Source organism: Sphingomonas sp. MM-1 (assembly GCF_000347675.2).
GTDB classification, from domain to species: Bacteria; Pseudomonadota; Alphaproteobacteria; order Sphingomonadales; family Sphingomonadaceae; genus Sphingomonas_E; species Sphingomonas_E fennica.
Map to the genome: position 1 here is coordinate 2,057,556 of NC_020561.1, position 24,945 is coordinate 2,082,500.

20 protein-coding genes, 2 tRNA genes and 2 rRNA genes (1 of these 24 cut by a window edge) are annotated in these 24,945 nt (G+C 66.0%); 11 read left to right on the forward strand and 13 right to left on the reverse strand.

From position 1 onward, the window contains the following. The first annotated feature begins 38 nt into the window (after nucleotides 1–38). From G432_RS09955 to G432_RS09980, 6 genes are all read left to right on the forward strand, one after another. On the forward strand, nucleotides 39–1,220 hold the full coding sequence (locus G432_RS09955) for an HlyD family secretion protein (protein WP_015458699.1): 1,182 nt from the start codon (nucleotides 39–41) through the stop codon (nucleotides 1,218–1,220). Further along, nucleotides 1,220–2,773 (forward strand): MDR family MFS transporter, encoded by a 1,554-nt coding sequence (locus G432_RS09960; protein WP_015458700.1) that lies wholly within the window; start codon nucleotides 1,220–1,222, stop codon nucleotides 2,771–2,773. Before G432_RS09955 ends, G432_RS09960 begins: the two co-directional genes overlap by 1 nt. Before the next feature lie 8 nt (nucleotides 2,774–2,781). Next, nucleotides 2,782–4,215, forward strand: a complete 1,434-nt coding sequence (locus tag G432_RS09965; RefSeq protein WP_015458701.1) for an efflux transporter outer membrane subunit — start codon at nucleotides 2,782–2,784, stop codon at nucleotides 4,213–4,215. 202 nt (nucleotides 4,216–4,417) lie between these two features. Beyond that, nucleotides 4,418–5,284 carry an SDR family NAD(P)-dependent oxidoreductase gene (locus G432_RS09970; RefSeq protein ID WP_015458702.1) on the forward strand — a complete coding sequence of 289 codons (867 nt, stop codon included), beginning with the start codon at nucleotides 4,418–4,420 and terminating at the stop codon, nucleotides 5,282–5,284. A gap of 52 nt (nucleotides 5,285–5,336) precedes the next feature. Next, nucleotides 5,337–6,098: a helix-turn-helix transcriptional regulator gene (locus G432_RS09975; protein ID WP_015458703.1), complete on the forward strand. Its 762-nt coding sequence runs from the start codon at nucleotides 5,337–5,339 to the stop codon at nucleotides 6,096–6,098. Nucleotides 6,099–6,152: 54 nt separating this feature from the next. Continuing rightward, nucleotides 6,153–7,118 (forward strand): DMT family transporter, encoded by a 966-nt coding sequence (locus G432_RS09980; RefSeq protein ID WP_015458704.1) that lies wholly within the window; start codon nucleotides 6,153–6,155, stop codon nucleotides 7,116–7,118. A gap of 24 nt (nucleotides 7,119–7,142) precedes the next feature. Here the strand turns inward: G432_RS09980 and G432_RS09985 are convergent, their stop codons facing one another. The 6 genes from G432_RS09985 to G432_RS10010 all read right to left on the reverse strand — a co-directional run bounded on the left by G432_RS09985 (nucleotide 7,143) and on the right by G432_RS10010 (nucleotide 15,198). Next, complete coding sequence (locus G432_RS09985) at nucleotides 7,143–8,519, reverse strand: amino acid permease (RefSeq protein ID WP_015458705.1); 1,377 nt, start codon at nucleotides 8,517–8,519, stop codon at nucleotides 7,143–7,145. Nucleotides 8,520–8,579: 60 nt separating this feature from the next. Continuing rightward, a complete protein-coding gene (locus G432_RS09990; RefSeq protein ID WP_015458706.1) occupies nucleotides 8,580–9,068 on the reverse strand; it encodes a GNAT family N-acetyltransferase in 489 nt (162 codons plus the stop codon). A 59-nt stretch (nucleotides 9,069–9,127) separates the two neighbouring features. Continuing rightward, the gene (gene speC / locus G432_RS09995; RefSeq protein ID WP_202192005.1) at nucleotides 9,128–11,377 is read right to left on the reverse strand and encodes an ornithine decarboxylase; all 2,250 of its coding nucleotides are present in this window, start codon (nucleotides 11,375–11,377) and stop codon (nucleotides 9,128–9,130) included. A 63-nt stretch (nucleotides 11,378–11,440) separates the two neighbouring features. Further along, entirely contained in the window at nucleotides 11,441–12,790 is a 1,350-nt protein-coding gene (gene potE / locus G432_RS10000) for a putrescine-ornithine antiporter (RefSeq protein WP_015458708.1), read from the reverse strand. Nucleotides 12,791–13,178: 388 nt separating this feature from the next. Beyond that, nucleotides 13,179–13,943, reverse strand: coding sequence for an NRDE family protein (locus tag G432_RS10005; protein WP_015458709.1), 765 nt, complete (start codon nucleotides 13,941–13,943; stop codon nucleotides 13,179–13,181). A 73-nt stretch (nucleotides 13,944–14,016) separates the two neighbouring features. Beyond that, the gene (locus G432_RS10010) at nucleotides 14,017–15,198 is read right to left on the reverse strand and encodes an aromatic ring-hydroxylating oxygenase subunit alpha (protein ID WP_015458710.1); all 1,182 of its coding nucleotides are present in this window, start codon (nucleotides 15,196–15,198) and stop codon (nucleotides 14,017–14,019) included. Between the two features lie 166 nt (nucleotides 15,199–15,364). On the opposite strand from G432_RS10010, the gene G432_RS10015 reads away from it, so the two are divergent. Continuing rightward, nucleotides 15,365–16,267, forward strand: a complete 903-nt coding sequence (locus G432_RS10015) for an enoyl-CoA hydratase (protein ID WP_015458711.1) — start codon at nucleotides 15,365–15,367, stop codon at nucleotides 16,265–16,267. Nucleotides 16,268–16,297: 30 nt separating this feature from the next. On the opposite strand, the gene G432_RS10020 is transcribed toward G432_RS10015, so the two are convergent. Then, nucleotides 16,298–16,903 carry a TetR/AcrR family transcriptional regulator gene (locus G432_RS10020; protein ID WP_015458712.1) on the reverse strand — a complete coding sequence of 202 codons (606 nt, stop codon included), beginning with the start codon at nucleotides 16,901–16,903 and terminating at the stop codon, nucleotides 16,298–16,300. Between the two features lie 69 nt (nucleotides 16,904–16,972). Here G432_RS10020 and bdcA point away from each other — a divergent pair, with 69 nt between their 5' ends. Both bdcA and G432_RS10030 read left to right on the forward strand, forming a co-directional pair. Beyond that, the gene (bdcA, locus tag G432_RS10025) at nucleotides 16,973–17,686 is read left to right on the forward strand and encodes an SDR family oxidoreductase (protein WP_015458713.1); all 714 of its coding nucleotides are present in this window, start codon (nucleotides 16,973–16,975) and stop codon (nucleotides 17,684–17,686) included. A 71-nt stretch (nucleotides 17,687–17,757) separates the two neighbouring features. After that, nucleotides 17,758–17,833, forward strand: a tRNA-Glu gene (locus tag G432_RS10030). A 593-nt stretch (nucleotides 17,834–18,426) separates the two neighbouring features. Here G432_RS10030 and G432_RS23265 read toward each other — a convergent pair. Beyond that, on the reverse strand, nucleotides 18,427–18,642 hold the full coding sequence (locus G432_RS23265) for a hypothetical protein (protein ID WP_144062026.1): 216 nt from the start codon (nucleotides 18,640–18,642) through the stop codon (nucleotides 18,427–18,429). A gap of 61 nt (nucleotides 18,643–18,703) precedes the next feature. On the opposite strand from G432_RS23265, the gene G432_RS10040 reads away from it, so the two are divergent. Next, nucleotides 18,704–19,198 (forward strand): LutC/YkgG family protein, encoded by a 495-nt coding sequence (locus G432_RS10040; protein WP_084673643.1) that lies wholly within the window; start codon nucleotides 18,704–18,706, stop codon nucleotides 19,196–19,198. 15 nt (nucleotides 19,199–19,213) lie between these two features. Here G432_RS10040 and G432_RS10045 read toward each other — a convergent pair whose 3' ends face one another. Beyond that, nucleotides 19,214–19,804, reverse strand: a complete 591-nt coding sequence (locus tag G432_RS10045; RefSeq protein ID WP_015458716.1) for an OmpA family protein — start codon at nucleotides 19,802–19,804, stop codon at nucleotides 19,214–19,216. A 296-nt stretch (nucleotides 19,805–20,100) separates the two neighbouring features. Further along, complete coding sequence (locus tag G432_RS10050) at nucleotides 20,101–21,051, reverse strand: helix-turn-helix domain-containing protein (RefSeq protein ID WP_015458717.1); 951 nt, start codon at nucleotides 21,049–21,051, stop codon at nucleotides 20,101–20,103. Between the two features lie 168 nt (nucleotides 21,052–21,219). Between G432_RS10050 and G432_RS10060 the strand changes: the two genes are divergently transcribed. Further along, a protein-coding gene (locus tag G432_RS10060; RefSeq protein ID WP_144062027.1) for an IS3 family transposase occupies nucleotides 21,220–22,346 on the forward strand; the annotation gives its coding sequence in 2 pieces (ribosomal slippage) (nucleotides 21,220–21,472 and nucleotides 21,472–22,346; 1,128 coding nt in all). A 312-nt stretch (nucleotides 22,347–22,658) separates the two neighbouring features. Here G432_RS10060 and G432_RS10065 read toward each other — a convergent pair. The 3 genes from G432_RS10065 to G432_RS10075 form a co-directional block, all read right to left on the reverse strand. Continuing rightward, a tRNA-Met gene (locus G432_RS10065) sits at nucleotides 22,659–22,735 on the reverse strand. A 152-nt stretch (nucleotides 22,736–22,887) separates the two neighbouring features. After that, nucleotides 22,888–23,002: ribosomal RNA gene (gene rrf, locus G432_RS10070) — 5S ribosomal RNA — on the reverse strand. A gap of 117 nt (nucleotides 23,003–23,119) precedes the next feature. Next, nucleotides 23,120–24,945 (reverse strand): 23S ribosomal RNA (locus tag G432_RS10075) (it continues 966 nt past the right edge of the window).

Consider the following 24,945-nt stretch of genomic DNA (forward strand, 5'->3'; position numbering starts at 1 on the left):
CCGCCATTACCCCTTGTGCAATTGCGAGATGATTCCCCATGCAAGAGAGTGCGGCCGGAAATGGCGCGGCGCCCGGCAACCCGTTGAGCGATGGTGAAAGTCAGGCGGCCGATCGGCTGCCCGCCTTCCGCCGGCCGGGCGTGCGGCGCGCGCTGATCATCGGGGCGGCGATCGTCATCGCGGCCGTGCTGATCTGGTTCGTGCGCTACCAGCTCTACGGCAAATATCTCGAGGAAACGAACGACGCCTATATCCAGGCCGATGCCGTGGTGATCGCGCCCAAGATATCGGGCTATGTCGCCGAGGTGTTCGTGCGCGACAACCAGGACGTGAAGGCCGGCCAGCCGCTCGTCCGCATCGATCCGCGCGACTATCAGGCGCAGGCCGCGCAGTATCAGGCGCAGATCGATGTGGCGGCCGCCAATGCCGACAATGTCCGCGCGATGATCGGCGAGCAGGAAGCCCAGATCGCCCAGGCGCGGGCACAGGCCGCCGCCGCCGACGCCCAGGCCACCTTCGCCGCGCATGAGGTGGATCGTTATGCGCCGCTGGCCGCCACCGGCGCCGAAACCGGCGAGAAGCTGACGACCCTGCGCAACCAGGCCGTGCAGGCGGCGCGGCAGGCCGCCGCCCAGCATGCCGCGCTGGCGATGGCCGAACGGCGCGTGGCCGCACTCAGGGCGCAGATCCGCCAGGCATCGGCGCAGGGCGAGGTCGCCCAGGCGCAGCTCGCCACCGCGCGGGTCAATGTCGGCTCCACCATCCTGCGCGCCAGCACCGACGGCCGGATCGGCGACAGGACGGTGCGCGTCGGCCAGTTCGTCCAGCCGGGCGCGCGGCTGATGTCGGTGGTGCCGCTGTCGGCGCTCTACATCACCGCCAATTTCAAGGAGACGCAGATCGGCCGCATGCGCGTGGGCCAGCCGGTGAAGATCCGGGTGGACGCGCTGCCGGGCGTCGACCTGGACGGCCATGTCGAAAGCGTGGCGCCGGGCACGGGCGCGCAATTCTCGATCCTGCCGCCGCAGAACGCCACCGGCAACTTCACCAAGATCGTGCAGCGCGTGCCGATCCGCATCGCGCTGGATGCCGGCCCGGATGCCCGCAAGGTGCTGGTGCCCGGCCTGTCCGTCACCGTCGAGGTCGATACCATGTCGGCCAAAGGTGAGGAGCGCCGCATCGCCGACCAGGAAGCCGCCCGCCGCAAGGCCGCGCGCTGATGGCATCCGCCGCCCCTGCCCCCGCCGTGCCGGAAAAGGCCGATGCCGCCGCCTGGCTGGCGGTGGCGGCCGGTGCGCTCGGATCGCTGATGGCGACGCTCGACATCTCGATCGTCAATTCCTCGCTGCCGACCATCCAGGGCGAAATCGGCGCCAGCGGCACCGAGGGCACCTGGATCGCCACCGCCTATCTGGTGGCGGAGATCATCATCATCCCGCTTTCCGGCTGGCTGACCCGCCTGTTCGGCCTGCGCACCTTCCTGATCATCGCCGCCGGCCTGTTCACGGCCTTTTCGGTGATGTGCGGGCTTTCCACGACCCTGCCGATGATGATCGTCGGCCGCATCGGCCAGGGCTTCACCGGCGGCGCGCTGATCCCCACGGCGATGACGATCATCGCCACCCGCCTGCCGCCATCCCAGCAGCCGATCGGCAATTCGATGTTCGGCGCCACCGTCATCATGGGCCCCGTGGTCGGCCCGGTGCTGGGCGGCTGGCTTACCGAGAATATCAGCTGGCACTATGCCTTCTTCATCAACCTGCCGGTCGGCATCGCCCTGCTGACGCTGCTGGTCGTCGCCATGCCCTACCAGAAATCGCAGCTTTCGCTGATCCGCGAGGCCGACTGGCTGGGCATATTCGGCCTCGCGCTCGGGCTTGGCGGCCTCACCGTGGTGCTGGAGGAAGGCGAGCGGGAACAATGGTTCTCCTCCTCGCTGATCGTCTGGCTGTCCGTCATGTCCGCCTTCGGCTTCGTGCTGCTGCTGATCGGCCAGTTCGTGGCACGCAAGCCGGTGATCCGGCTGTCGCTGCTGCTCGACCGGCAGTTCGGCGCCGTGGTCGCGATGGTCATCGTCGTCGGCATGGTGATGTTCGGCACGTCCTACACCATCCCGCAATTCCTCGCGACGATCTCCGGCTACAACTCGCTGCAGGCGGGCGAGATCGTGCTGCTGTCGGGCATACCGGTGATCCTGCTGATGCCGTTCACGCCCTTCCTGCTCCGCACCATCGACATCCGCGTCGCGGTGGCGTTCGGCCTCGCCGTGCTCGCGGTCAGCGCCTATATGGAAACCACGCTGACCGTCCTGTCCGACGGATCGACCTTCGTCGATTCCCAGCTCCTGCGCGGGCTCGGCACCGTCTTCTCGATGATCTACCTCAACCAGGCCGCGATCCGGTCGGTGCCGCCCGAACATGCCGGCGATGCGGCCGGCCTCTACAACGCCGCCCGCAACCTTGGCGGGTCGCTCGCGCTGGCCGGCGTGGCGGTGGTGCAGGACCAGCGCGTCTGGCTGCACAGCCGGCGGATCGAGGAAACGCTGAACGCCAATTCGATCGAGGTCCAGGCCTATGTCGATCGCCTTGCCCAGGCGCTTGGCGGCCCCGATGCCGCGATGCGCTCGATCGAGGCCAGCATCCAGGCCCAGGCGCTGACGATGACCTATTCGGACCTCTTCTGGATCCTTTCGGTCGGCATCGTCGCGGTCATGCCGCTTGTCCTGTTTCTCCGGCCGCTGCCCCAGGGCGGGCGGCCCGTCGCAGCCCATTGAGGAGCGCCATGCGCCCGTTCCCTGTCCTTCTTCCGCTTTCGATCGCCCTTCTCGCCGCCGGCTGCACGATGGGGCCGGATTATGCCGGGCCTCAGCCGCTAGCCGCCGCCAAGGCCCCCGGCGCGGCGTTCGCGCGCGCCGATACCGGCTTCTCGGCCGAAGCGCCGCTGGCCCGCTGGTGGGAATCGCTGCACGATGCGGTGCTGGACGATCTCGTCCGGCAGGCGCTCGCCGCCAATCCCGATGCCAGGGTCGCCGAGGCCCGGCTCCGCCAGGCGCGGTCGGCGCTGCGGCTGGAGCGCGCGAACGGCAGCCCCAATGTGAACGCCCAGGCCGTCTATGCCCACGCCCATCTGCCCGGCGTGGACTTTGGCGGCGAAGGCGACAGCGGCGATACCGATCTCAACCTCTACAATCTCGGCTTCGACGCGAGCTGGGAGATCGACCTGTTCGGCGGCCAGCGGCGCAAGGTGGAGGCCGCGCGCGCCGAGGCCGAGGCCGCCGGGGCGCGGCTGGCCGACGCCCAGGTCAGCCTCTCCGCCGAGGTGGCGCAGGCCTATGTCAACCTGCGCGACCGGCAGGAACGCATCGCCCTTTCCCGGCAATCGATCACGATGCTGGAACAGATGGTCGATCTCGCCCGCCAGCGCCGCGATCGCGGCACCGCTTCGCAGCTCGACGTCGATCGGCTGGAAGGCCAGCTCGAACAGGCGAAGGCCGACGTCGCCGGCCTCGATGCCGAACAGGATGCCTATCTGGACGAGCTGGCAACCCTGACGGGCGCGGCACCCGGCACGCTCGATGCCCGGCTGCGGACGCCCGGCGCGCTGCCCTTGCCGCCCGCCGCCATCGCGATCGGCGATCCGGCCGCCCTCATCCGGCGCCGGCCCGACATTCGCGCCGCGGAACGGACGCTCGCCGCCGACACGGCGAAGATCGGCGCCGCCGAGGCCGCGCGCTTCCCCCGCCTCAGCCTGATGGGCATCATCGGCATCGGCGGCACATCCTTCTCCGATCTCACCCATCTCGACGATTTTGCCGCCATCGCCGCCCCGCAGCTAAGCTGGAGCTTCCTCGATTTCGGCCGCAACAAGGCGCGGGTCGGCCAGGCCGAAGGCGTACGCGACGAGGCGGAGGCGCAATATCAGGGCGCGGTGCTGGCCGCGCTCCGCGATGCCGAGGATGCGCTCTCCCGTTTCCGCAACCGCCGCATCGCGGTCGCCACGCTCGCGCGGGCCGAGGCGCTCGCCACCCGCACCGCCGGGCTTTCGCGCGATCGCTACCGCGCCGGCACCATCACGCTCACCGACCTGCTCGATGCCGAGCGCCAGCAACTGGCCGCCCGCCAGCGGCTTTCGGCGGCCAAGGCGGGGCTGACGGGGGATTTCATCGCGATCCAGAAGGCGCTCGGCGCCGGCTGGCGGAACGGCCTCGACGAATAACGCCCCTCACCCCGCTTCCGGCCAGTGCGAAAGGACTGCCCCCAACGCGCCGATGGGAGAATCGGCGGGGGCAGGCTATATCCGGCGGATCGCCCCGGCACCGGACGAGAAACGGGCCGGGGCGAATCAAGGAAAAGGGCTGGCGTTACGTTTCCGGGGTGCGGGTGACCGCGCTCTCATTCCGGTGGTGGAAGGAAATGCCGTGGGACGAACCTGGCTGATTACCGGCAGCGCCCACGGGCTGGGCCGATCGATTGTCGAAGCCGCCTTGTCCGCCGGCGATCGGGTGGTGGCCACGGCCCGCGATCCCGCCCGGCTTTCCGACCTGGAAGGGCTGTATCGCGACCGGCTCGTCAGCTTCGCGCTCGACGTTACCGACGCGGCCCGCGCCTGGGCGGCCGTGGACGTGGCGGTGGCCCGTTTCGGCGGGGTCGACATCCTCGTCAACAATGCCGGCTTCGGCCATATCGCCCCGTTCGAACAGACCAGCGACGCCGATTTCCGCGCGCAGATCGAAACCAACTTCTATGGCGTGGTCAATCTGAGCCGCGCCGTATTGCCGGTGATGCGGCACCAGCGTTCGGGCCATATCATCAACATCTCCTCGGTCGGCGGGCGCATCAGCTCGCCGGGGCTCAGCGCCTATCAGGCGGCGAAATGGGCGGTCGGCGGCTTCAGCGAGGTGCTGGCTAAGGAAACCGCCGCCTTCGGCGTCAAGGTGATCGCGGTCGAACCGGGCGGGATGCGCACGGATTGGGGCGCCGTCGCCGGCGGCCATGCGCCCGATCTCATCGCCGATTACCAGCCGAGCGTGGGCGCGATGCTGGCGATGACGCGCGGCTATGCCGGGCACGAGATCGGCGATCCCGCGCGGATCGCCAGCCTGATCGTCGACCTTGCCGGCCGTGACGCGCTGCCCGCCCACCTCCTCGTCGGCAGCGATGCGCTGCTCGCCTTCCGCCAGGCGCAGGCCGTCCGCCAGAAGGAGGCGGAGGAATGGGCGACGATCAGCACCTCCACCGATCTTTCGGGCGTGGATATATCCGTCATTTCCAACCTGCTGGAATGAGGCGCCATGCCCGTCATTGGCCCCCGCCGCCAGCTGGTCTAGAAGGCGGGCCATGTCTTCGATGTCCCCCCGCTTCAGCCTCGCGGTGCGCAGCTACGGCGTGAACCCGGATATCGACCGGCACAGCTTCACCCAGCTCGTCCTGCCAATCAGCGGCACCCTCACCCTCGACATCGCCGGCCAGGGCCGCGATCTCGAGCCGAGCTGGGCCGCCTTCGTCGATACCGGCACCGGCCATGCGACGATGAGCCGCCGGCCCAACCGATCGCTGATCCTCGATCTGGAAACCGGCGCGGTTCCGCCCGACATGCGCGAGCGCCTGGCCCACCGGCCCTTCGTGGAGCTGCCGCCGCAGGCGATCCGGCTGGTCGATTATATGCGGATGGTGGCGGAGGACGGCGATCCGGCGCCGCCGCTGGTCGCCCATTGGGTGCCGCTGCTCCTGGACACGCTGGTCCGCCAGCCGCCGCGCCCGGCCTCCCGCCTGGCGGCGCTGCGCGCGGCGATCGAGGCCGCGCCGGGATCGCCCTGGACCACCGGCGCCATGGCGGATCACGCGGCCGTCAGCGTCAGCCGGCTCCACGCGCTGTTCCGGGCGGAACTGGATACCACGCCGCGCGCCTGGCTTGCCGGGGTGCGGCTGGATCGGGTGCGGGAATGGCTGCGCCACACCGACCGGCCGATCGCCGAGATCGCCTTTGCCGCCGGCTATGCGGACCAGAGCGCGCTTACCCGTGCGATGCGCCGCGCCACCGGCCTGACGCCCGCCGCCTATCGCCGCCAGAATCGCGAGACCAGGCCCAGAAATCCGTAGACCGGATCAAGATTTCCGCCCGCATCCGCGCCATGGCGGAGGAAACGGCGGGAAATGGTTTTCGACATGGAAGCGGATACGGGCAGGATCGGGATCGGCATCGCGTGCGGCATGGCCGCCGGTGCGCTCTGGGGCCTCGTCTTCATCGCCCCCGAACTGGCGCGTGAGTTCACGCCCCTGCAGCTCGCCGCCGGCCGCTACCTCGCCTATGGGCTGGTCGCGGCCCTGCTGCTGGCGCCGCGCTGGGCGGCGGTCACGCAGGGGCTGGGCCGGGCGGAATGGTGGGCGCTGACCTGGCTCAGCCTGCTGGGCAACAGCCTCTATTTCGTGCTGCTCGCCAGCGCGGTGCAGCGGGGCGGGGTGGCGATGACGTCGCTGGTGATCGGATTCCTGCCGGTCACCGTCACCATCGTCGGCAGCCGGGACCATGGCGCCGTGCCGCTGGGCCGCCTCGCCCCGTCGCTGCTGCTGAGCGTCCTCGGCATAAGCTGCATCGGCTGGCAGGCGATCGCGGCGCCGGGCGCGGGGTCGCGCATCGACGGGCTGATCGGCCTGGCCTGCGCGTTCGGGGCGCTCGCCTCCTGGACGACCTTCGCCGTCCACAACAGCCGCTGGCTGGCGCGCGCGGGCCATGTCTCGACCACGGACTGGAACCTGCTGACCGGCGTCGTCACCGGCGCGCAGGCGTTGCTGCTGGTGATCCCGGCGATGCTGATCGGCGCGCGGAGCCACGAAGCGGCGGAATGGCTGCGCTTCGGAGCGGTGGTATCGGGCATCGCGATCGCGGCGTCGATCCTGGGCAATGCGCTGTGGAACCGGATGAGCCGGCTGCTGCCGCTCACCCTGGTGGGCCAGATGATCCTGTTCGAGACGCTGTTCGCGCTGCTCTACGGCTTCCTCTGGGAGAAAAGGTGGCCGACGGGGCTGGAGGTGGCGGCGATGGCGATGGTGACCGCCAGCGTCGTGCTGTGCATATCCGCCCACCGGCCGCGGGGCGATCCCGCGCCGGCGGCGGCCTGAAACCTCCCCCCGCATGTTCTCCACCTAGAGCGGGGGCTTGCCTTCGGCCTCGCGGCGCAGAAGCGCCCAGGCATAGATGGGCAGGCCCAGCAGCATCAGCACCATGGTCCACAAGCCCGCCGAAGCGCCCGCGCCGAAGATGGTGACAAGCGAGAAAAGGAAGGCGATGAGCGAGACGAAGGTGAACAGGCGGATGCGCCGCCGCCCGCCCCTGGCGCGGACGGCGAAGCCCAGGATCACCCCTTCGGCCGCGGCGCAGAAGACATAAGGCACCATCTCCGCCGTGGTGGAGAGATTGATGAGTTCTCGATAGACGCCGATCAGCGTGCTGAGCCCGGTGGCCTGGAGGCAGAGCACGAAGGAGGACAGGCCGATCGAGATGACGATGCCGATCGACGGCACGCCGTTGCGATTGAGCCGGGCGAAGACCGGCGGGAACAGATCGTCCCGCGCGGCGGCGAGCGGCACCTGCGCCATCACCAGCGTCCATCCGTTGAGCGCCGCGAGCGAGGACAGCACCACCGCGCCCGCCAGCGTCCAGCCCGCCCATTTGCCCCACATCATGCTGGCGGCATCGGCGAAGGGCGAGGAGGAAACCGACAGCACCTCGCGCGGCACCACCCCCATCACCGCGACCGTGCAGAAGATGAAGATCAGCGCGCAGAGCAGGGTGCCGAGCATGGTGGCGCGCGGGATGGTGCGCGCGGGATCGACCACGTCGTCGGCCGGCACGGTGGAGGATTCGATGCCCAGGAAGGCGAACATGATGAGCGGCATCGTCGCCGCCAGCGCCGACAGTACGGGGAAATTGCCGGCGGCGGCATCGGTCGGAACCTCGATCGGCAGGAACAGGCGGGAAGGATCGACCCAGAACAGGCCGATCGTGCCGATGGCGATGAAGGGCAGCAGCTTCATCGCCACGACGATGCTCTGGAAGAGGCCCGCCGCCCGCACGCTGTGGATGTTGACGAGCGCCACGCCCCACAGCGCGGCGAGCGCGACCAGCGTGGAAAGGATCGGATCGCCGAGGATATCGGGCAGGAACACGCGCAGATAGCCGACGAAGGTGAGCGCGATCGCCGGCTGCGACACCCACATCGATATCCAATAGGCCCAAGCGACGATGAAGCCCGCGAAGGAGCCGAAGGCGTGGCGGGCATAGGCATAAGGCCCGCCCGCGCCGGGCAGCAGGCCCGCGAGCCTGGCGAAGACCAGGGCGATGCACATCGCCACCGCGCTCATCATCACCCAGCCGATCAGCGCGACATAGCCGTAGGGCGCGAGCGCCGCCGGCGAGAGGAAGAAGCCGCTGCCGATGACGTTGCCGACGACAAGCGCGCTGCAGGCGATGAGGCCGAGGCTCCGGCCGGCGGACGGCGCGGTTTCGGGCGGACTGGTCATCGGCGGGCGGACCTTTGCGGGGACGATATCATCCGGCCCCGACCGGCGGGGCGGCGGCGATCAGAGGGCACGGATGAGCGCCCGCGCTTCCGGGCCATAGCCCTTGGAGGGATCGAGCAGGCCGTCGCCCATCAGCGAGAAGCCCTGGCGTTCCCAGAAGCCGTGCGCATCGCCGACGGCGATCAGCGCGATGGCGGGGAAGCCGCCCCGCCGCGCTTCCTCCACGACGAGCGCGACCGCCTGATTGGCGAGGCCGCGCCCGCGCGTCTCGGCGCCGAGCGCGAGATCGTGGAGGAAATAGCAGTCCGCGGGCTCCGGCAGGGCGATGAGCGGGACATCGAGCACGGGCGGCGTATCGAACCGGCCCGGATGCGAGACCAGATAGCCGCCGAGCCGGCCATTCTCATGGACGAGGACATGACAGCCCGCGGGATAGAGGCGGAAGCAGGCGGCGAACACGGCCGGATTTTCCGGGTAATCGAGATGGACCACCTCCGCCAGATCGGCCACGCGGGCGATATCCGCCTCGACCATTGCCCGCCAATGCATATCCGTCCTCCCCGCTCAGGCCAGGTCCGCCCCCGATCCGATCCGCGCGCCCGCTTCGATCATTCCTTCACCACATAGGTGTAGAAGCGCGTCCGGCCGTTTTCGTTGACCTGGTATACACCCTGCACCTCGAACGAGAATCCCGGAAACAGGTTGGCGCTTTCCTCGAAGGCGAGGAAATAATCGATCATCGGCTTCGCCCGCGCGTCATAGCGTTCGCCCGGCACGACGATGCCGATGCCCGGCGGGTAGATCAGCGCCAGGGTCGCGGCGACGCGATTGCCCACCTCCGTCATCGGCACGAAATCGACATCGCCGCCGATCAGCGCCTCATTCGCCTCGCGCGCGGACATTGCCTGTTCGGGGAAGGATTCGTGGCGGAAGCAGAGCCGCTGCAATTCCTTGATATTCTTCGACCTGTAGAAATCGTGCATTTCCTGCGCGAGCTGGCGGAGCGTATAGTCGCGATAGCGTTCCGTGTTGCGGGCGTAGAGGCTGGGCAGCACATCGCCGAGCGCGCTGTCGCGGTCATAATGTTCGCGGAAGCGATCGAGCTCGGCGAGCAGCATCGCCATCTTCCCCTCGCCCACCGCCGGCGTCATCAGGAAGAGGATCGAGTTGAGATCGTTCTTTTCCGGGATGACGTTGTTGTCGCGCAGATAATTGGCGAGGATCGTCGCCGGCAGGCCGGTGCTTTCATATTCGCCGGTGCGCACGTTGATGCCGGGTGTGACCAGCATGAACTTGGTGGGATCGACGATGGCGAGGTTCCTGCCGGCGTTGCGATAGCCGTGCCAGCCCTCGTCCGCGTCCAGCCGCCAGTAGCTCTGGTCGCTGGCCAGCGTTTCGGTGGGCACGTCCTCCCACTTCACCTTCTGGCCGGCATGCGTGACGATATCGGGGACGAAGGGATCGAGGAAGCCGGCGAAGCGCCGGCGCACCGCCTTGCGCGCCTCGATCCCCAGCACGACCATGTCGTTCCACAGCACCTGCCCCGCCTTGTCGCCGTGCATCTGGGCGTTGACGTCAAGGCTGGAGAACAAGGGGTAGAAGGGTGATGTCGATGCCTGGAGCATGAACATCTCGTTGAAGCGGCGATGGTTTATCCGGCGCGGCTGATCGCGGATATGGCCGTCGCGGACATGGATCTGCGAGGCCTGGGAGAAGCCGGCAAGCTGCTTGTGGGTCGATTGCGTGGCGATGATGCCCGGATCGTCCGGCCCGAGCGTAAGGCTCATCGCGAAATGATCCTTCATCAGCGGATGGAAGGCGCCGAAGCCGGCCCAGGCCTCGTCGAAATGGATATATTCGCAGAGGTGGCCGATCTTATCGATCACCGCGCGGGCGTTATAGACCGTGCCGTCATAGGTGCATTGTTCGATGATGGCGACGCGGATCGGCCGTTCCTTCTTCCAGGCATCCGTGCCCTTGAGGCGGGGATGGTTCTTCAGCCGGTCGCGGATCGTCTTTTCGTCCAGCGCCGCCCAGTCGATCGGCCCGACCATGCCGAAGCCGTTGCGATCGGTTTCGAGATAGACGGGGATGGCGCCGGCCATGAACAGCGCGCCATGGTGGTTGGACTTGTGGTTGTTGCGATCGAACAGCACCACATCCTTGCTGCGCAGCAATGCGGTGTTGACCACCTTGTTGGACGAGGATGTGCCGTTGAGCACGAAATAGGTGCGATCGGCGTGGAAGATGCGCGCGGCCGCCTGCTGCGCCTCCAGCGGCGGGCCTTCGTGGATCAGCAGATCGCCCAGCGACACCATCGCGTTGCAGATGTCGTCGCGGAACACGTTCTCGCCCATATGTTCGTAGAACAGCCGGCCGACCGGGTGGCGCATGAAGAACTGGCCGCCCTGGTGGCCGGGGCAGGCCCAGGCGCGATTGGCATCGAAATCATATTGCATCAGCGCGCCGAAAAAGGGCGTGTGCAGCCCCTCGGCATATTTCTCGACCGCGGCCATCAGCCGCTTTTCGTAGAATTCCTTGGATTCCAGCTCGGCGATCACCACGCCGTCGAGCGCCTTCAGGAAGGGTTCGTGGAACGTCTCCTCGTTGCGGCGGCTGAGGAGGAAGATGGGCATGGCGAGACCCCGCGCCTCCCGCGCCTCGACCACGGCCGGCGCATCGGGGCGGGAGACGATGATCGCGCCGAGATCGGCCCCGCCGCGTATCGCCTCGGCCGCATCGTCCGGGTCGATCACCGTGACCTTGAAATGCAGCTCCTCCTCGATGATGTGGGCGACGAACTCGAAATCATGGCCAACCACCAGGATCCGGAAATATTCGGTAACGGGATATGCCATCTTCACGCTCCGCATCGCTGCTGAGGGAGGGACGGGCGGCCGGGAGAGGCCGCCCGGCGAGGATCATTCCTGGAGGGCTTCCCCCGGATGGGCGACATGGGCCTTCACGTCCGCATCGTAGAAGCGGGCCGCGACGAAGCCGAACAGCGTCCAGCCGAGGAAGATGCAGAGGCCGCCCAGCATCAGCGCCTCCGAGCCCGAGCTCCACAGCGCGTAATAGCTGTAGGCCGCGCCGATCAGCGCGACGATGTTGGTGATCAGCGCCTTGTGCGCGGGCACCTGCATCACCTTCTGGATCGCCATCAGCGCCGCCATGCTCATCACATAGGGCACGAGGTTGGTGACGACCGCGAAGTTGACGATGCGCTGGAACTGCTCGGCCAGTTGCGGGCTCACCGTCATCAGCGCCAGCGCCACCTGCGCCACCAGCAGCACCAGCATGCCGATGATCGGCGTGCCGTTGCGCGTGGCCTTGCCGAAGATCGGCAGGAAATAGCCGACATCGGCCGAGCTTTTGAACACCTGCGCCACGGTGAACTGCCAGCCGAGCAGCGATCCGACGCAGGCGAGCACCATCAGCGCCATCACGATGCTGCCGACCACGGGCGAGAACATCTTGGCGAACACCAGCCCGAAGGGCGCGGTGGAACTGGCGAGTTCCGTATTGGGGATGATGCCGGCGATGACGTTGGTGGAGACGATGTAGATCACCGCCGCGCTGATCGTGCCCACCATCACCGCGATCGGCACGTTGCGTTCGGGATTTTCCACCGCATCGGAATTGGCATTGGCCGATTCGAGGCCGAGAAAGGCCCAGAGGGTGAGCGCGATCGAGCTGGTGACGGCCGATCCGAACGGCAGGCCATGCGGGTTCCACGCCGCCGTCCAGGTCGATCCCCGGAACCAGAACCAGCCGAGCAGCGCCACGATCACCACCGGGATGATCACGCCCCATACCGTGACCGCGCCGATGCGGCCGGTGACGCGTGCGCCGCCGAAATTGGCGAAGGTGGTGATGCAGAGCAGCACGATCGTCCAGATGCAGGTCTGGATCGGCGAGAGCTGTTCGTTGAACAGCACCACCGCATAGCCGACGGCGGTGATCGCGATCGCGACATTGGCGATCACCAGCGACAGGCCGTAGGTGTAGTTGGCCATATAGTTGCCGCCCTTGCCGAACGCATATTCGGCATAGCCGCCCATGCCGCCGGGCTTCCGGCTCAGCATCCCGCAGCGGGCGAAGGCATAAGCGAGCGCGATCGATCCGCCCGCCGTGATGATCCACGATATGATCGATATCGTTCCCACTTCCGCCAGCTTGCTGGGCAGCATGATGATGCCGGAGCCCATCATGTTGACCGCCGTCAGGATCGTGAGCTGCCATACGTTCATCTTGCTATGTTCGGCGCTCATCCGGCGTTCCTCCTTGAAGACGCTTGCCCGGAAGCGGGCGGACCGTGGCACTGGCCCGGCGGGGACGGCGCCGGGCGATCATCGGCGGGGCCGATGGAAGGACGCAATCGCTTCAGAATGGAAATGAGGACCAGGAAGGGACTTTCCGGCATCGCCGCCGGAAATGAGCAAGCATTGGCGGCGGCGGGACAGCAATGTTACAAGGTGCTATCGCCCGCGATGCGAGACGCCGTTTCCGGAAGACTATGGACATCTCGCCCATATGCAGGCTCCGTCACGCAGGTTCCCCCCTGGCCGGATGCTGGCGGCACTATCCGTCTTTTTTACGATTGGTTCAATATTGAAATCATTACGGCTGCAAATTCGCGGTAAAGGCCGTATCCACCCACTATCGCGACCAGGAAAAGCCAAGCTCCGTCTCGCCCGTGGCCGCGCCGTCCGGGCCGTAACGGCGTTCGACGATCAGCCCCGCGCCGCGATCGTCGATGGCGACGACGGTGCTGCAGCGGGTGCCGTAGACGGGGTTGCGGATGAAGACGGGCGACTGCGTCGCCTCCTGCGGAATATCGGACGGGCCTGCGGCGATCAGCCCGACATCGGGCAGGACATCCGATCGCAGGCCATCGAGCAGCGCATGCGGCGGGAGGGCGCCGTCGACGATCCAGTCGAGCAGGGTCGCCTTGAGCTGCAGGGTCTTGGGCCAGGGTTCGTCCAGCGCGCCGTTGGACAGGCCGTAGATGCCTGGCGCCAGCCGGCTGCGCACCGGTTCGGGCCGGTTGGTAAGGAAGGTCGCCTGCCCGGCATCGGCCAGGATCAGGTTGAAGGGGTTGAAATCCCCAAGCGCAGCCGCGGCCGGATCGGCATAGGCGCCCTCGCCGCGTAGCAGATCGGTGACGAGCGCCCCGCGCGAGACGCGATCGGGGCGGGCATCGCCGAAGCCACGGAGATTGGTGACGACCGCCAGCCGCCCCCGTTCCGATACGCCGAGCCAGGTGCCGCCCGACCGCAGGTCCCGCCCCGCCAGCAAGGCGGAATCGGGATCGGGCCAGCGCGCGAGCGGGGCGGCGGGGCGGGCGTGCAGCTCATCCCGGTTGCCGGCCAGCACCAGCCGCCAGCGGGGATGCGCATGCCAGGCGAAGGCGAGGACGCACATGGCGCCCCCTATCGCAGATCGCGGCCGGCCTGGCGATGGGAGACCGCGCGGCCTCCCACGACGCCGGCGCCTTCTATTCGGCCGCCTGGGGCAGATCGGCCGCCAGCGCGCTCGCGGCGTCATGGCCGATCAGGCGATCATAATTCTTGTGCATGCGCAGCACATTCTGCTCGCGCCGACCGAGGATGATCGAGGGCACCGCACCCGATTCCATCATCACCTGCGAATTGGACTGGATCTTCATATCCTCGTCCATCGCGACCTTGATCAGCATGTCCGCGACATAGGCATCGCGGGCGCGCTGCTCCTCCGACGCATCCTTGCCCCAGCCATAGAGGCGGAACATGTAATTGCACTCGCCCGGCTCGTCGCCCGGATCGCTGCGCTGGAAGATCGCCATCGCCTCGCCCGCGATCACCACGGTGTTGGGGAAGATCGCGTTCGAGACGGAGAAATGGCAATATTCCGGCCATTCCTCCTCGGGCAGGTCCTTCAGCGTCATGATCTCGGGGCTCACCGACACCAGCGTATGGTGCAGCCCGAAATCGAGATGGACGAACTGCTGCAGCGTCATCGGCCCCACCGTCTGCGGGTGGAGGAAGGGGACGTGATAGCCCTCGACCCCGCCGTCCACGGCATGCTTCCAGTTGATCCGCGCCCTGGTGCTGAATTCCTTCACAAGCCGCAGATTTTCGAAATGATAGCCGGCGAGGTGATCCTTGATCGGGCCGAAAAACTCGTCGGCGTCGATTGTGCCATCGGGCTGGGGATGGACGAGCAGGAAGCCCATCGTCTCCACCAGCGGAAGCTGGATCAGCCCGCGATCCTCCAGCAGCCCGTCGAACGCCTGCCGGCTCGGCACGCCGACGAGGTCGCCGTTCAGCGCGAAGGTCCAGGCGTGATAGGGGCAGGTGAAGGCCTGCGCCTTGCCGCAGCCTTCGGCCAGCTGCACGCCGCGATGGCGGCAGGCGTTGAGGAAGGCGCGCGCCTGGCCGTCGCGCCCGCGCGCCAGCAGGATCGGCTTGCCGGCGATCTCGGTGGCGTAATAGTCGCCCGGTTCCGGGATGTCGGCGCTGTAGGCGAGAAGCTGGGTGCGGTTGAGGAAGAAGACCTCCTTCTCCTTCAGGAACCGTTCCTTGTCCACGAATCGGCCGATATCCAGCTCCCAGGCGGGTTCGTCCGAATATTCCAGCTCGTTATTCTCGACCATGGCGATGATGCGCTTCGCCAGGCTGATGCGCGCGGCCCTGTCCATGTTGCCCTATCCTCTCCGAAAATGCGCACTTGCCGATCTTGAATGCCGATTATGCGCGGTTTACGTGGCGATGATGTCGATCGGGAACGCAGTGAACAAGGCGTAACTATATACGGCGGGCGACGGACCGATGGCGGGACGGCCACCCGCCCAGAAGCGAAGGAAGATGCACGTGGACGATCTGGTCGAACCCAAGACCGCCGACATCGCTTATGAGACGGACGAGCCCGTGCGCTACGAGACCGACGGCGCGGTCGCCTATGTCATCATGAACCGGCCGCGCTTCCACAACGCGCAGAACAGCCAGATGACCTATGCGCTGGACGCCGCCTTCCGCCGCGCCACCGACGACGATGCGATCCGCGCGATCGTGCTGAAGGGCGAGGGCAAGCATTTTTCCGCCGGCCACGACATCGGCACGCCGGGGCGCGACATCGCCGCTTCCTGGGATCGCGTTCATCTGGTGCCCGATCATGTCAACAAGCCGGCGGCCGAGTTCCTCTACACCCGCGAGCATGAGGTCTATATCGGCATGTGCCGCCGCTGGCGGGACATTCCCAAGCCGACCATCGCCGCCGTGCAGGGCGCCTGCATCGCCGGCGGGCTGATGCTGGCCTGGGTGTGCGACATCATCGTCGCCACCGACGACGCCTTCTTCCAGGATCCGGTGGGCCGGATGGGCATTCCCGGCGTGGAATATTTCGCCCACGGGTTCGAGCTGCCGCCGCGCATCGCCAAGGAATTCATTCTGCTGGGCGATCGCATGCCGGCGGAGCGCGCCTATCAATTCGGCATGGTCAACCGGCTTTCCACCCGCGCGGCCCTGGATGCCGATGTGAAGGCGATCGCCGACGAACTCGCCACCCGGTCCCGCCTCGGCAACTGGCTGACCAAGCAGGCGCTGAACCATGTCGAGGATCTGCGTGGCAAGCGGGCCGCGACCGACGCGCATTTCCACATGCACCATTTCGCCCATGCCCAGAACGACATGATCGCCGCCAACAGCCTGGGCGGGCTGGATGCGCGATCGATGGCGGCGGCCAACAAAAGGGCGGCGGGCGACGATTGAGGGGCGAGGGAGGATTTTCCCGGCACCCTCTCAATCGTCGGCGCGCCCGGCCTCGGCACGGAAAGCGCGCTCCATCACCCCGGCGAAATCGCCCAGCATGTCCGCATCGGCTCCGTCGCGCGCCGCCGCAGACATGCCGGCGAGCGCCGTCGTCACCAGATCGGCCAGCCGATCCGCCTTCGCCGGATATTCGGCGGCGATGAAATCGCGGATGGCCCGGCGGCTGTCCGCCTTCCAGCACGCGCCGAGCGCGCGGGCCTCCGCATCGGCGCTGTTGCGGGCGCCGTCGATCACCAGGCAGCCGGCCACGCCGTCGCAGGCGGGATAGAGCCGGGCGGCCTCCCGGAAGGTGCGGCCGATCACCGCATCCACCCCGCCGCCGCCTTCCAGCGCGCGGGCGAAGATATTGGCCGGCCCCGCGGCATAATGCCGAAGCGCCTGTTCGAAGAGGCCGAGCTTGCTGCCGAACGCGGCATAGAAGCTGGGCGGCTTGATGCCGAGCGCCGCGCACAGCTCCGCCACGCCCACCGCGTCATAGCCGCGCTGGTGGAACAGGCGCATCGCCGTCGCCACCGCATCCTCCTTGACGAAGGATCGCGGCCGACCGCGTTCGCGAGGCTCTTTTGTAGCGATCATTAAATTATCCTTGCGTCGAGCGTCCGCCATTATATATAGCGGTCACTATATATTCTCAAGGAGGCCGGCATGGCTGATTTTTCCGGGAAGACCGCGCTTATCCTCGGCGGCAGCCGCGGCATCGGCGCCGCCATCGTCCGCCGCTTCACGCAGGCCGAAGCCCGCGTGATCTTCACTTATGCCGGATCGGCGGAGGCGGCCGAGCGGCTCGCCGCCGAAACCGGGGCGCGGGCGGTGCAGGCGGACAGCGCCGATCGGGATGCGCTGACGGCGGCGATCGCGGCGCAGGGGCCGATCGACATGCTGGTGATCAATGCCGGCACGCTGGCGATCGGCGATCCGCTGGCGCTGGATGCCGACACGATCGACCGGATGATCGATATCAACATCCGCGCGCCCTATCATGCCGCGGTCGAGGCCGCGCGGCGGATGCCGGACGGCGGCCGGATCATCGTCATCGGCTCCACCAACGGCGATCGCATCCCCTTCGCGGGCGGCGCGGCCTATGCGATGACCAAATCGGCGATGCAGGGCATGGTGCGCGGGCTGGCACGCGATTTCGGCGCGCGCGGCATCACCGTCAACAGCATCCAGCCCGGCCCCACGGACAGCGACATGAACCCCGCCGACGGGCCGATGGCCGAGCAGATGCACAGCTTCATGGCGGTGAAGCGCCATATCCGGCCCGAGGAGGTGGCAGAGCTTACCGCTTATATCGCCGGGCCACACGCGGCGATGATCACGGGATCGATGCAGACCATCGACGGCGGCTTCGCCGCCTGACCGCTGCGCGCCGGAGCCCGCGACTTGACTCGCGCGGCGACGCTCCATAAGGACGCGGCTCCAACGCGCATGGCCCCTTCGTCTAGCGGTCTAGGACGTCGCCCTCTCACGGCGAAAACACGGGTTCGAGTCCCGTAGGGGTCACCAAGAAATTTTAGCCGCTTAGCGCCAGAAATCCATCGTTGCCCAGCTATTTGGGTAATGAATGGAGAATAAGCACACTGATATAAGCTGAGCCAGCCGGGACCAGACTGAGACGAGACCGGGAACTACATCCCGTCCAGTAGATTCGGCGGCGGTCCAAACGGCTTGCAGATCTTCAGCACCCGTCGCTGGGTACCTCCAGCTTGCCGTCGAGCGCTGGGAGCTTCTTGTCGAAGGTTCCTTCATATCGGTGACGATGACGGTCGCAAGGTGCACGGCGTCCGGCGCTTTCAACCCCGGATATACCCGCTTTGCATCGGCTTGCGAGCGAGCGTGCCAACGTTGCGGTCCGTGGCGACAACCAGGATGTAATCGGTTCTGAGGAAATCAGAGAGGAGGTCCCCTGCGACAGCCTTCACTTCGTCGTGCTTGCACACCTCAGCCAGGGCCAAGCCCGAGGTAACGATCTCCAGCTGCTTCTTCGCCGCGAGATCGCATGGTTGCGCAGCTTGGCTCGATCTTCGACGCCACCGTCCTTAAGCAGGGGCTGCTCCTGAATGATCATCGCGATCCTAGTGCACGAGTCCCACGCATACCTAGGCGTCGCCATTCCGCACCCTCTTCAGATATTCCTCAGAACTCAGCCCGCCGGTGGACTGCCTATCGATCACGTCGGCTGGCCCAGGCAGGCTCCTCGCCGGATCGGCGAACTTGAGCCTGGTGACGTTGGCCTGAGATATTTTGCCGAGCGAACGATAACGCAAGACGCCAAGGGCGGTGACACGCCGCTGCTTCCAGACGACGTTAGCCACCGGCTCCTGCCCCAGTGCGCTCAGCGCCTCATCCGCCAGGAAGCACGTTACGTCGGCGTTGATGAGCCGACTCCGCACCACGATGAAAGATGCCCCCACATCCATCGGCACCTACGGACTGGATCGGGGCCAGCGGGACGGCACGGTCTCCGCCCTGCTGCAGGCGCGCTTTCCCGATGCACGGATCATCGCCTCGGCGGTGCCGGAATATGACGGCAATCGCGATCTCGGGGCCGTGGCCCGTCCGCGCGACCTCGCCGATGTCGTCGTCGCGATCGTGCGGGCGAGCTTCGGCGTGGCGGAAACCGGATCGGTCCTGCTGACCGATCGGGCGCTCCGCAACAATGCCGTCGCCTATCTCGCCCAGCATCTGATCGTCCTGCTCGATCCCGTCCGCATCCTGCCCACCCTGCAGGACGCCTATCTCCACCCCGATCTCCGCGACCATGCCTATGCCAGCTTCCATACCGGCCCGTCCGCGACCGCCGATATCGAAGGCATATTGATCCACGGCGCGCAGGGCGTGCGCTCGCTCACCGTCCTGCTGACGTTCTAAGCGGGGCCGGCCGTCTCATCGATCGGCGGCGGCCCGGCGGACGAGGACGAGGCTGACCCTGTCGTCGGTGGCGCCGCCAGCGCGCAGGGGGCTGTCGGGCGGCAATGGCTGGGAGGAGCCGACTCCCTTTGCCGACAACCTGTCCTCACCGATCCCTTCCTTGCGCAGCCGATCGACGACAAATCGCGCCCGCGCCTCCGACAGCGCGATATCGGCGCGCTCGTCCCCGGATGCCCGGGCATGGCCCAGGATCTGGACGTCGACGTCGGGATAGGCCTTCAGCATCATCACCAGCCGCGGAAGGCGGCCACTATCCTCGACCGTCGGGTTGGTCGAGCCGGGGAGGAATTCCTTCCCGCCCAGCTCGAACGGCATGGCCTTGCCGTCGTTCATCGCCAGCCATTCGATCAGCTGCCGCCCCACGGTTCCCTTCTGCGCGACCAGGGTCGCGCCATTGGGCAGGCCGACGATGACGTCGGCGACAGCGGCGTTGAGAGGCGCCTCCTCGGGCACCGGATTGTCCGACCGCGCATCGCAGGAGCGGAGGGCTAGCGCCCCCGCCGCGACCAGCAGGAGGAAGAGGGACAAGAAAATCAGCCTGACCATGCCCATCTCCGCCGTTGTGCGCTTCGCCTGCCGGACAGGCGGGTGCCCATCTTCCGCCGGACGCATGATATCGCCAATCGCCCGGGATAGGAATTGGCCCTCCGCCGGCGCTCGGGCCGATCGGAAAGCGGCCACGCCTCGCCGCTATCGTCGCCTCCGCGCGCGCTGCTGGAACAGGTTAAGGGGCAGACCGCCGGGAATCTTGCATCCGGTTGCGCATCCTGGCCGCCGATTGGCGCGGATGTCCGCTTCGGGGCGCCGTCGCCGGCGCCGGCGGGAGCCGCACCGCACCGGCTCTAGCGGGTGCCGTCCGAACGGCGTCCGGTCCGGCGGCGCCCCCGCTCGCGCGCATAGGCCGCGGGCGTCGAGCCGACATGGCGATGGAAGCGGCGGGTGAAATGGCTCTGGTCGGCAAAGCCCGTCATCAGCGCGATCTCGGAAAGCGGGAGATCGGTCTCCGCGATCAGCGCCCGGGCGCGCCGCAACCGGCATTGCTCGACGAAGCTGATCGCCGTCTGGCCCGTGCTGCGCTTGAACAGCCGGGCGAAATGGAACCGGCTGACGTTCACGGTCTCCGCCAGCTCGGCCAGCCCGATCGTGCGGTCGATATTGTCCTCGATATAGGCGATCAGCCGCGAAAGCTCGACGCGGCCCAGTGAGCGTTCGTCGCGCGGCTCAGCCAGTTCGAAGACATTGTAGAGGCGCAGCAAATGCGCGGCCAGGGCGGTGGATACACCATCGACGATAAGCGCCTGGGCGGGGTGCGGCTTCAGGTCCATCTCCGCCAGCAGGATCAGCGCCAGCCGCTCGATGGCGGTGTCGCGAACTTCGAAGACGTTGCGGATTTCCACCTGGGCCATGCTGCGCCGGCCGACCTGCTCGGCCGCCATGTCGACGAGCGAGGCGGGTATTCGCAGCCGTGCGGAAGCGGCCGAGTCACCATCCCAGGACGAATCATAGCCCGCCGGGAGGATGAGCGAGACGCCCGCCGAGATCATGCTTTCATGGACGGTGCCGGCCCTTCCCTGGACGAGCCTGGCATTGCCGGCCGGGCAATAGGAGATCATGTGATGGTCGAGTCCGGGAAAGCTTTCGGCGCAGTTCAGGCGTGGCCGATGGAGGTCCACGGTCACGCCGCTCCATCCGCGCTCGCGCGTGGTCGCGCACGGCGGATTGGGCCGTGCGCGCAGGATTTCGTCTATCGAGATCAGCCTGTCCTGCGGCGGGATGGGATGATGGGTGGTCATGGGCCGATCCTTGTCGCGGGCACCGACCGGGACGGACGCCCCGGAAGATCTGTGCCGCCGAGGAAGAATAAGCGAGTTATGTGTTGGAGGGGAGCCTGTCTGGGATTTGACGTGCTCCCCTGAAACTCCGCCAGTCTGAGCTAGAGTCCTTCATGAAGGAGGACGACGATGAAGCGCAGCAGGTTCACCGAGGAGCAGATTATCGGGATCTTGCGGGAGCAGGAGGCCGGTTCGAAGACGGGGGATGTGTGCCGCAAGCACGGCGTGAGCAGTGCGACATTCTACAAGTGGAAGGCGACGTATGGCGGCATGGACGTGTCGCAGGCGCGCAAGCTGAAAGTGCTTGAGGACGAGAACGCACGGCTGAAGCGGCTGCTGGCCGATGCGATGCTCGACAATGCGGTGCTGAAGGAGGTTGCCTCAAAAAACTGGTGAGGCCTGCCGCTCGTCGAAGGGCTGTCGAGGATGTTCGGCAGGCCTTCGGCATCAGCGAGCGTCGGGCCTGTGCCATCCTTGGCGTGGATCGATCGTCGATGCGCTATGCGCATCGGCGTGGTGATGATGGCGACCTGCGGTCGCGTCTTCGCGAGATCGCGCTTGAACGTCGCCGGTTCGGCTACCGGCGGCTGGGGACCATGCTGGCCCGCGAGGGCATCGTGATGAACCACAAGAAGCTGCTGCGGCTATATCGCGAGGAGAACTTGCGTGTGCGGCGCCGGCGGGGCCGCAAGCGAGCGATGGGCACGCGAGCACCGATGACGTTACCGCAAGGTCCGAACCAGCGTTGGAGCCTGGACTTCGTGAGCGACACGCTGGTGTGCAGCCGGCGTATCCGTATCCTTGCGGTGGTGGACGACTTCACGCGGGAGAACCTCGCGCTGGTGGTCGATACGTCGCTGTCGGGTGCTCGTGTGGCGCGCGAGCTCGATGCGATCATCGCGGTTCGCGGCAAGCCGCTGATGATCGTGAGCGACAACGGCACGGAACTGACCAGCCTCGCGATCCTGCGTTGGGCGCAGGACCGGGGGATCGAGTGGCACTATATCGCGCCGGGCAAGCCGCAGCAGAACGGCTACGTCGAGAGCTTTAATGGTCGCTTGCGCGACGAATGCCTGAACGAGACGCTGTTCGCGTCCCTCAGCCATGCGCGGTCGGTGCTGCGGGCATGGCGCGACGACTACAACTACGTGCGGCCGCATAGCGGGATAGGCGGGCTGACGCCCGCCAATGCTGCCGGGCGGGTTGCACAACCCAACCCGCCAGGGCACCCTGGCAACCCCGGACTCTACTTATGAGTGGAGGAGAAAAGGGGAGCACGTCAGATTGGCTGTTGGGCTGAACGAGAGGAGCTTTTCGCGCTCGTTGGAGCCGCTTGGGGAGGGCAGCGCCCGGTTGCGGCGGCAGGCCGCGATATGGCCCTGGAGCTCCTCCTCGCAATCGAAGGCGACAAGCCCGGCATGCTGCGACAAGATCGGCGGCGCCATGGCTTTCCGGCACGACCAGCCAGCCCAGCCGTCAGCCCGCCATGAAACGGGGGTTTGCGGAGCAAAAAATAGCGCCGCGGGTGTACCTGCGACGCTTTGGTGTGTGGTGGGATATGGAAGGATTGGTTGCGGGGACAGGATTTGAACCTGTGACCTTCAGGTTATGAGCCTGACGAGCTACCGGGCTGCTCCACCCCGCGACACTGATGGGCCTCAAGCGCCGGCGGCGGCGTTCCGCTGCCTTGGCTTTCCTCGCATAAGCTCGGGCGGCCGTTCGGCCTTGCGGAGCCTTTGGCTCCGGGGGCCTTTGGACATGTGAATGGGTTTTGATCTTGCTGGCGCTGGCTTCAAAGCCTGGCGACGCCCTACTCTTCCGTTGCTTAGGCAACAGTACCATCGGCGCAGTCTGGTTTCACGGCCGAGTTCGGGATGGGATCGGGTGGGTCACAGACGCTATGGCCACCAAGCTATGGAGCCAGCGCTAGCGGGATCGTTTTAGAAATCGACGTGCTTACCTTGTGCTGAGAGATTGTCCTTAATCGACAACGTCCTGATGGTCAGGGTTGTCGTTGATGGTGGGACTCATCAAGCGCGAATAGAGCAATTAGTATCGGTTAGCTCCATGGATTACTCCACTTCCACATCCGATCTATCAACGTCGTGGTCTTCGACGGCTCTATGATATCTTATCTTGAGGGAGGCTTCCCGCTTAGATGCTTTCAGCGGTTATCCCGTCCATGCATAGCTACCCTGCTGCACCGTTGGCACGATGACAGGTCCACCAGAGGCATGTTCAACCCGGTCCTCTCGTACTAGGGTCAACTCCTCTCAAATATCGACGCCCACGGCAGATAGGGACCAAACTGTCTCGCGACGTTCTGAACCCAGCTCACGTACCACTTTAATTGGCGAACAGCCAAACCCTTGGGACCTGCTCCAGCCCCAGGATGTGATGAGCCGACATCGAGGTGCCAAACAACCCCGTCGATATGAGCTCTTGGGGGTTATCAGCCTGTTATCCCCGGCGTACCTTTTATCCGTTGAGCGATGGCCCTTCCACGAGGGACCACCGGATCACTATGACCGACTTTCGTCTCTGCTCGACTTGTCAGTCTCGCAGTCAGGCTGGCTTATGCCATTGCACTCTAACAGCCGGTTTCCAACCGGCCTGAGCCAACCTTCGCGCGCCTCCGTTACTCTTTAGGAGGCGACCGCCCCAGTCAAACTACCCGCCACAGAGGGTCCCTGAACCGGTTTCACGGTCCGAGGTTAGACATCAGAAAACAACAGGGTGGTATTTCACCTATGGCTCCACTCAGGCTGGCGCCCAAGCTTCAAAGCCTCCCACCTATGCTACACAGTTCTTTCCTAATGCCACTCTGAAGCTGCAGTAAAGGTGCACGGGGTCTTTCCGTCTAACCGCGGGTACTCCGCATCTTCACGGAGAATTCAATTTCGCTGAGCATGTACTGGAGACAGTGGGGAAGTCGTTACGCCATTCGTGCAGGTCGGAACTTACCCGACAAGGAATTTCGCTACCTTAGGACCGTTATAGTTACGGCCGCCGTTTACCTGGGCTTCATTTCGGAGCTTGCACCCCTCCACTTAACCTTCAGGCACCGGGCAGGCGTCAGACCCTATACGTCGTCTTGAAGCCGACTTAGCAGAGCCCTGTGTTTTTGCTAAACAGTCGCTACCCCCTGGCCTGTGCCCCCCACAAGTGCTTGCGCATATGTGGGGCCTCCTTCTTCCGAAGGTACGGAGGCAATTTGCCGAGTTCCTTCAGTACACTTCTCTCAAGCGCCTTGGTATACTCTACCAGACCACCTGTGTCGGTTTCGGGTACGGTCTATACGGTGGGGCTATTTCCTGGAACCTCGTCGAAGCACGTCCAATCCGTTAAGGACGTACAACATAAGAGATCCGTCACACACCACCAGGCCCACGAATATTAACGTGGTTCCCATCGACTACCCCCTTCGGGCTCGTCTTAGGGGCCGGCTCACCCTGCGCGGATTAGCCTTGCGCAGGAACCCTTGGTCTTTCGGCGACAGGGCATCTCACCCTGTTTATCGCTACTCATGTCTGCATTCGCACTTCCGATACCTCCACGGCCCATTACCAGACCGCTTCACAGGCTTACGGAACGCTCCGCTACCGCGTGCACAAAGTGCACACCCTAAGCTTCGGTGCGTGTCTTGAGCCCCGTTACATCTTCGCCGCAGGAACCCTTGTTTAGACCAGTGAGCTGTTACGCTTTCTTTAAAGGATGGCTGCTTCTAAGCCAACCTCCTGGTTGTTTTGGGATTCCCACATGCTTTCCCACTTAGACACGACTTGGGGACCTTAGCTGTAGGTCAGGGCTGTTTCCCTCTTGACGACGGACCTTAGCACCCGCCGTCTGTCTCCC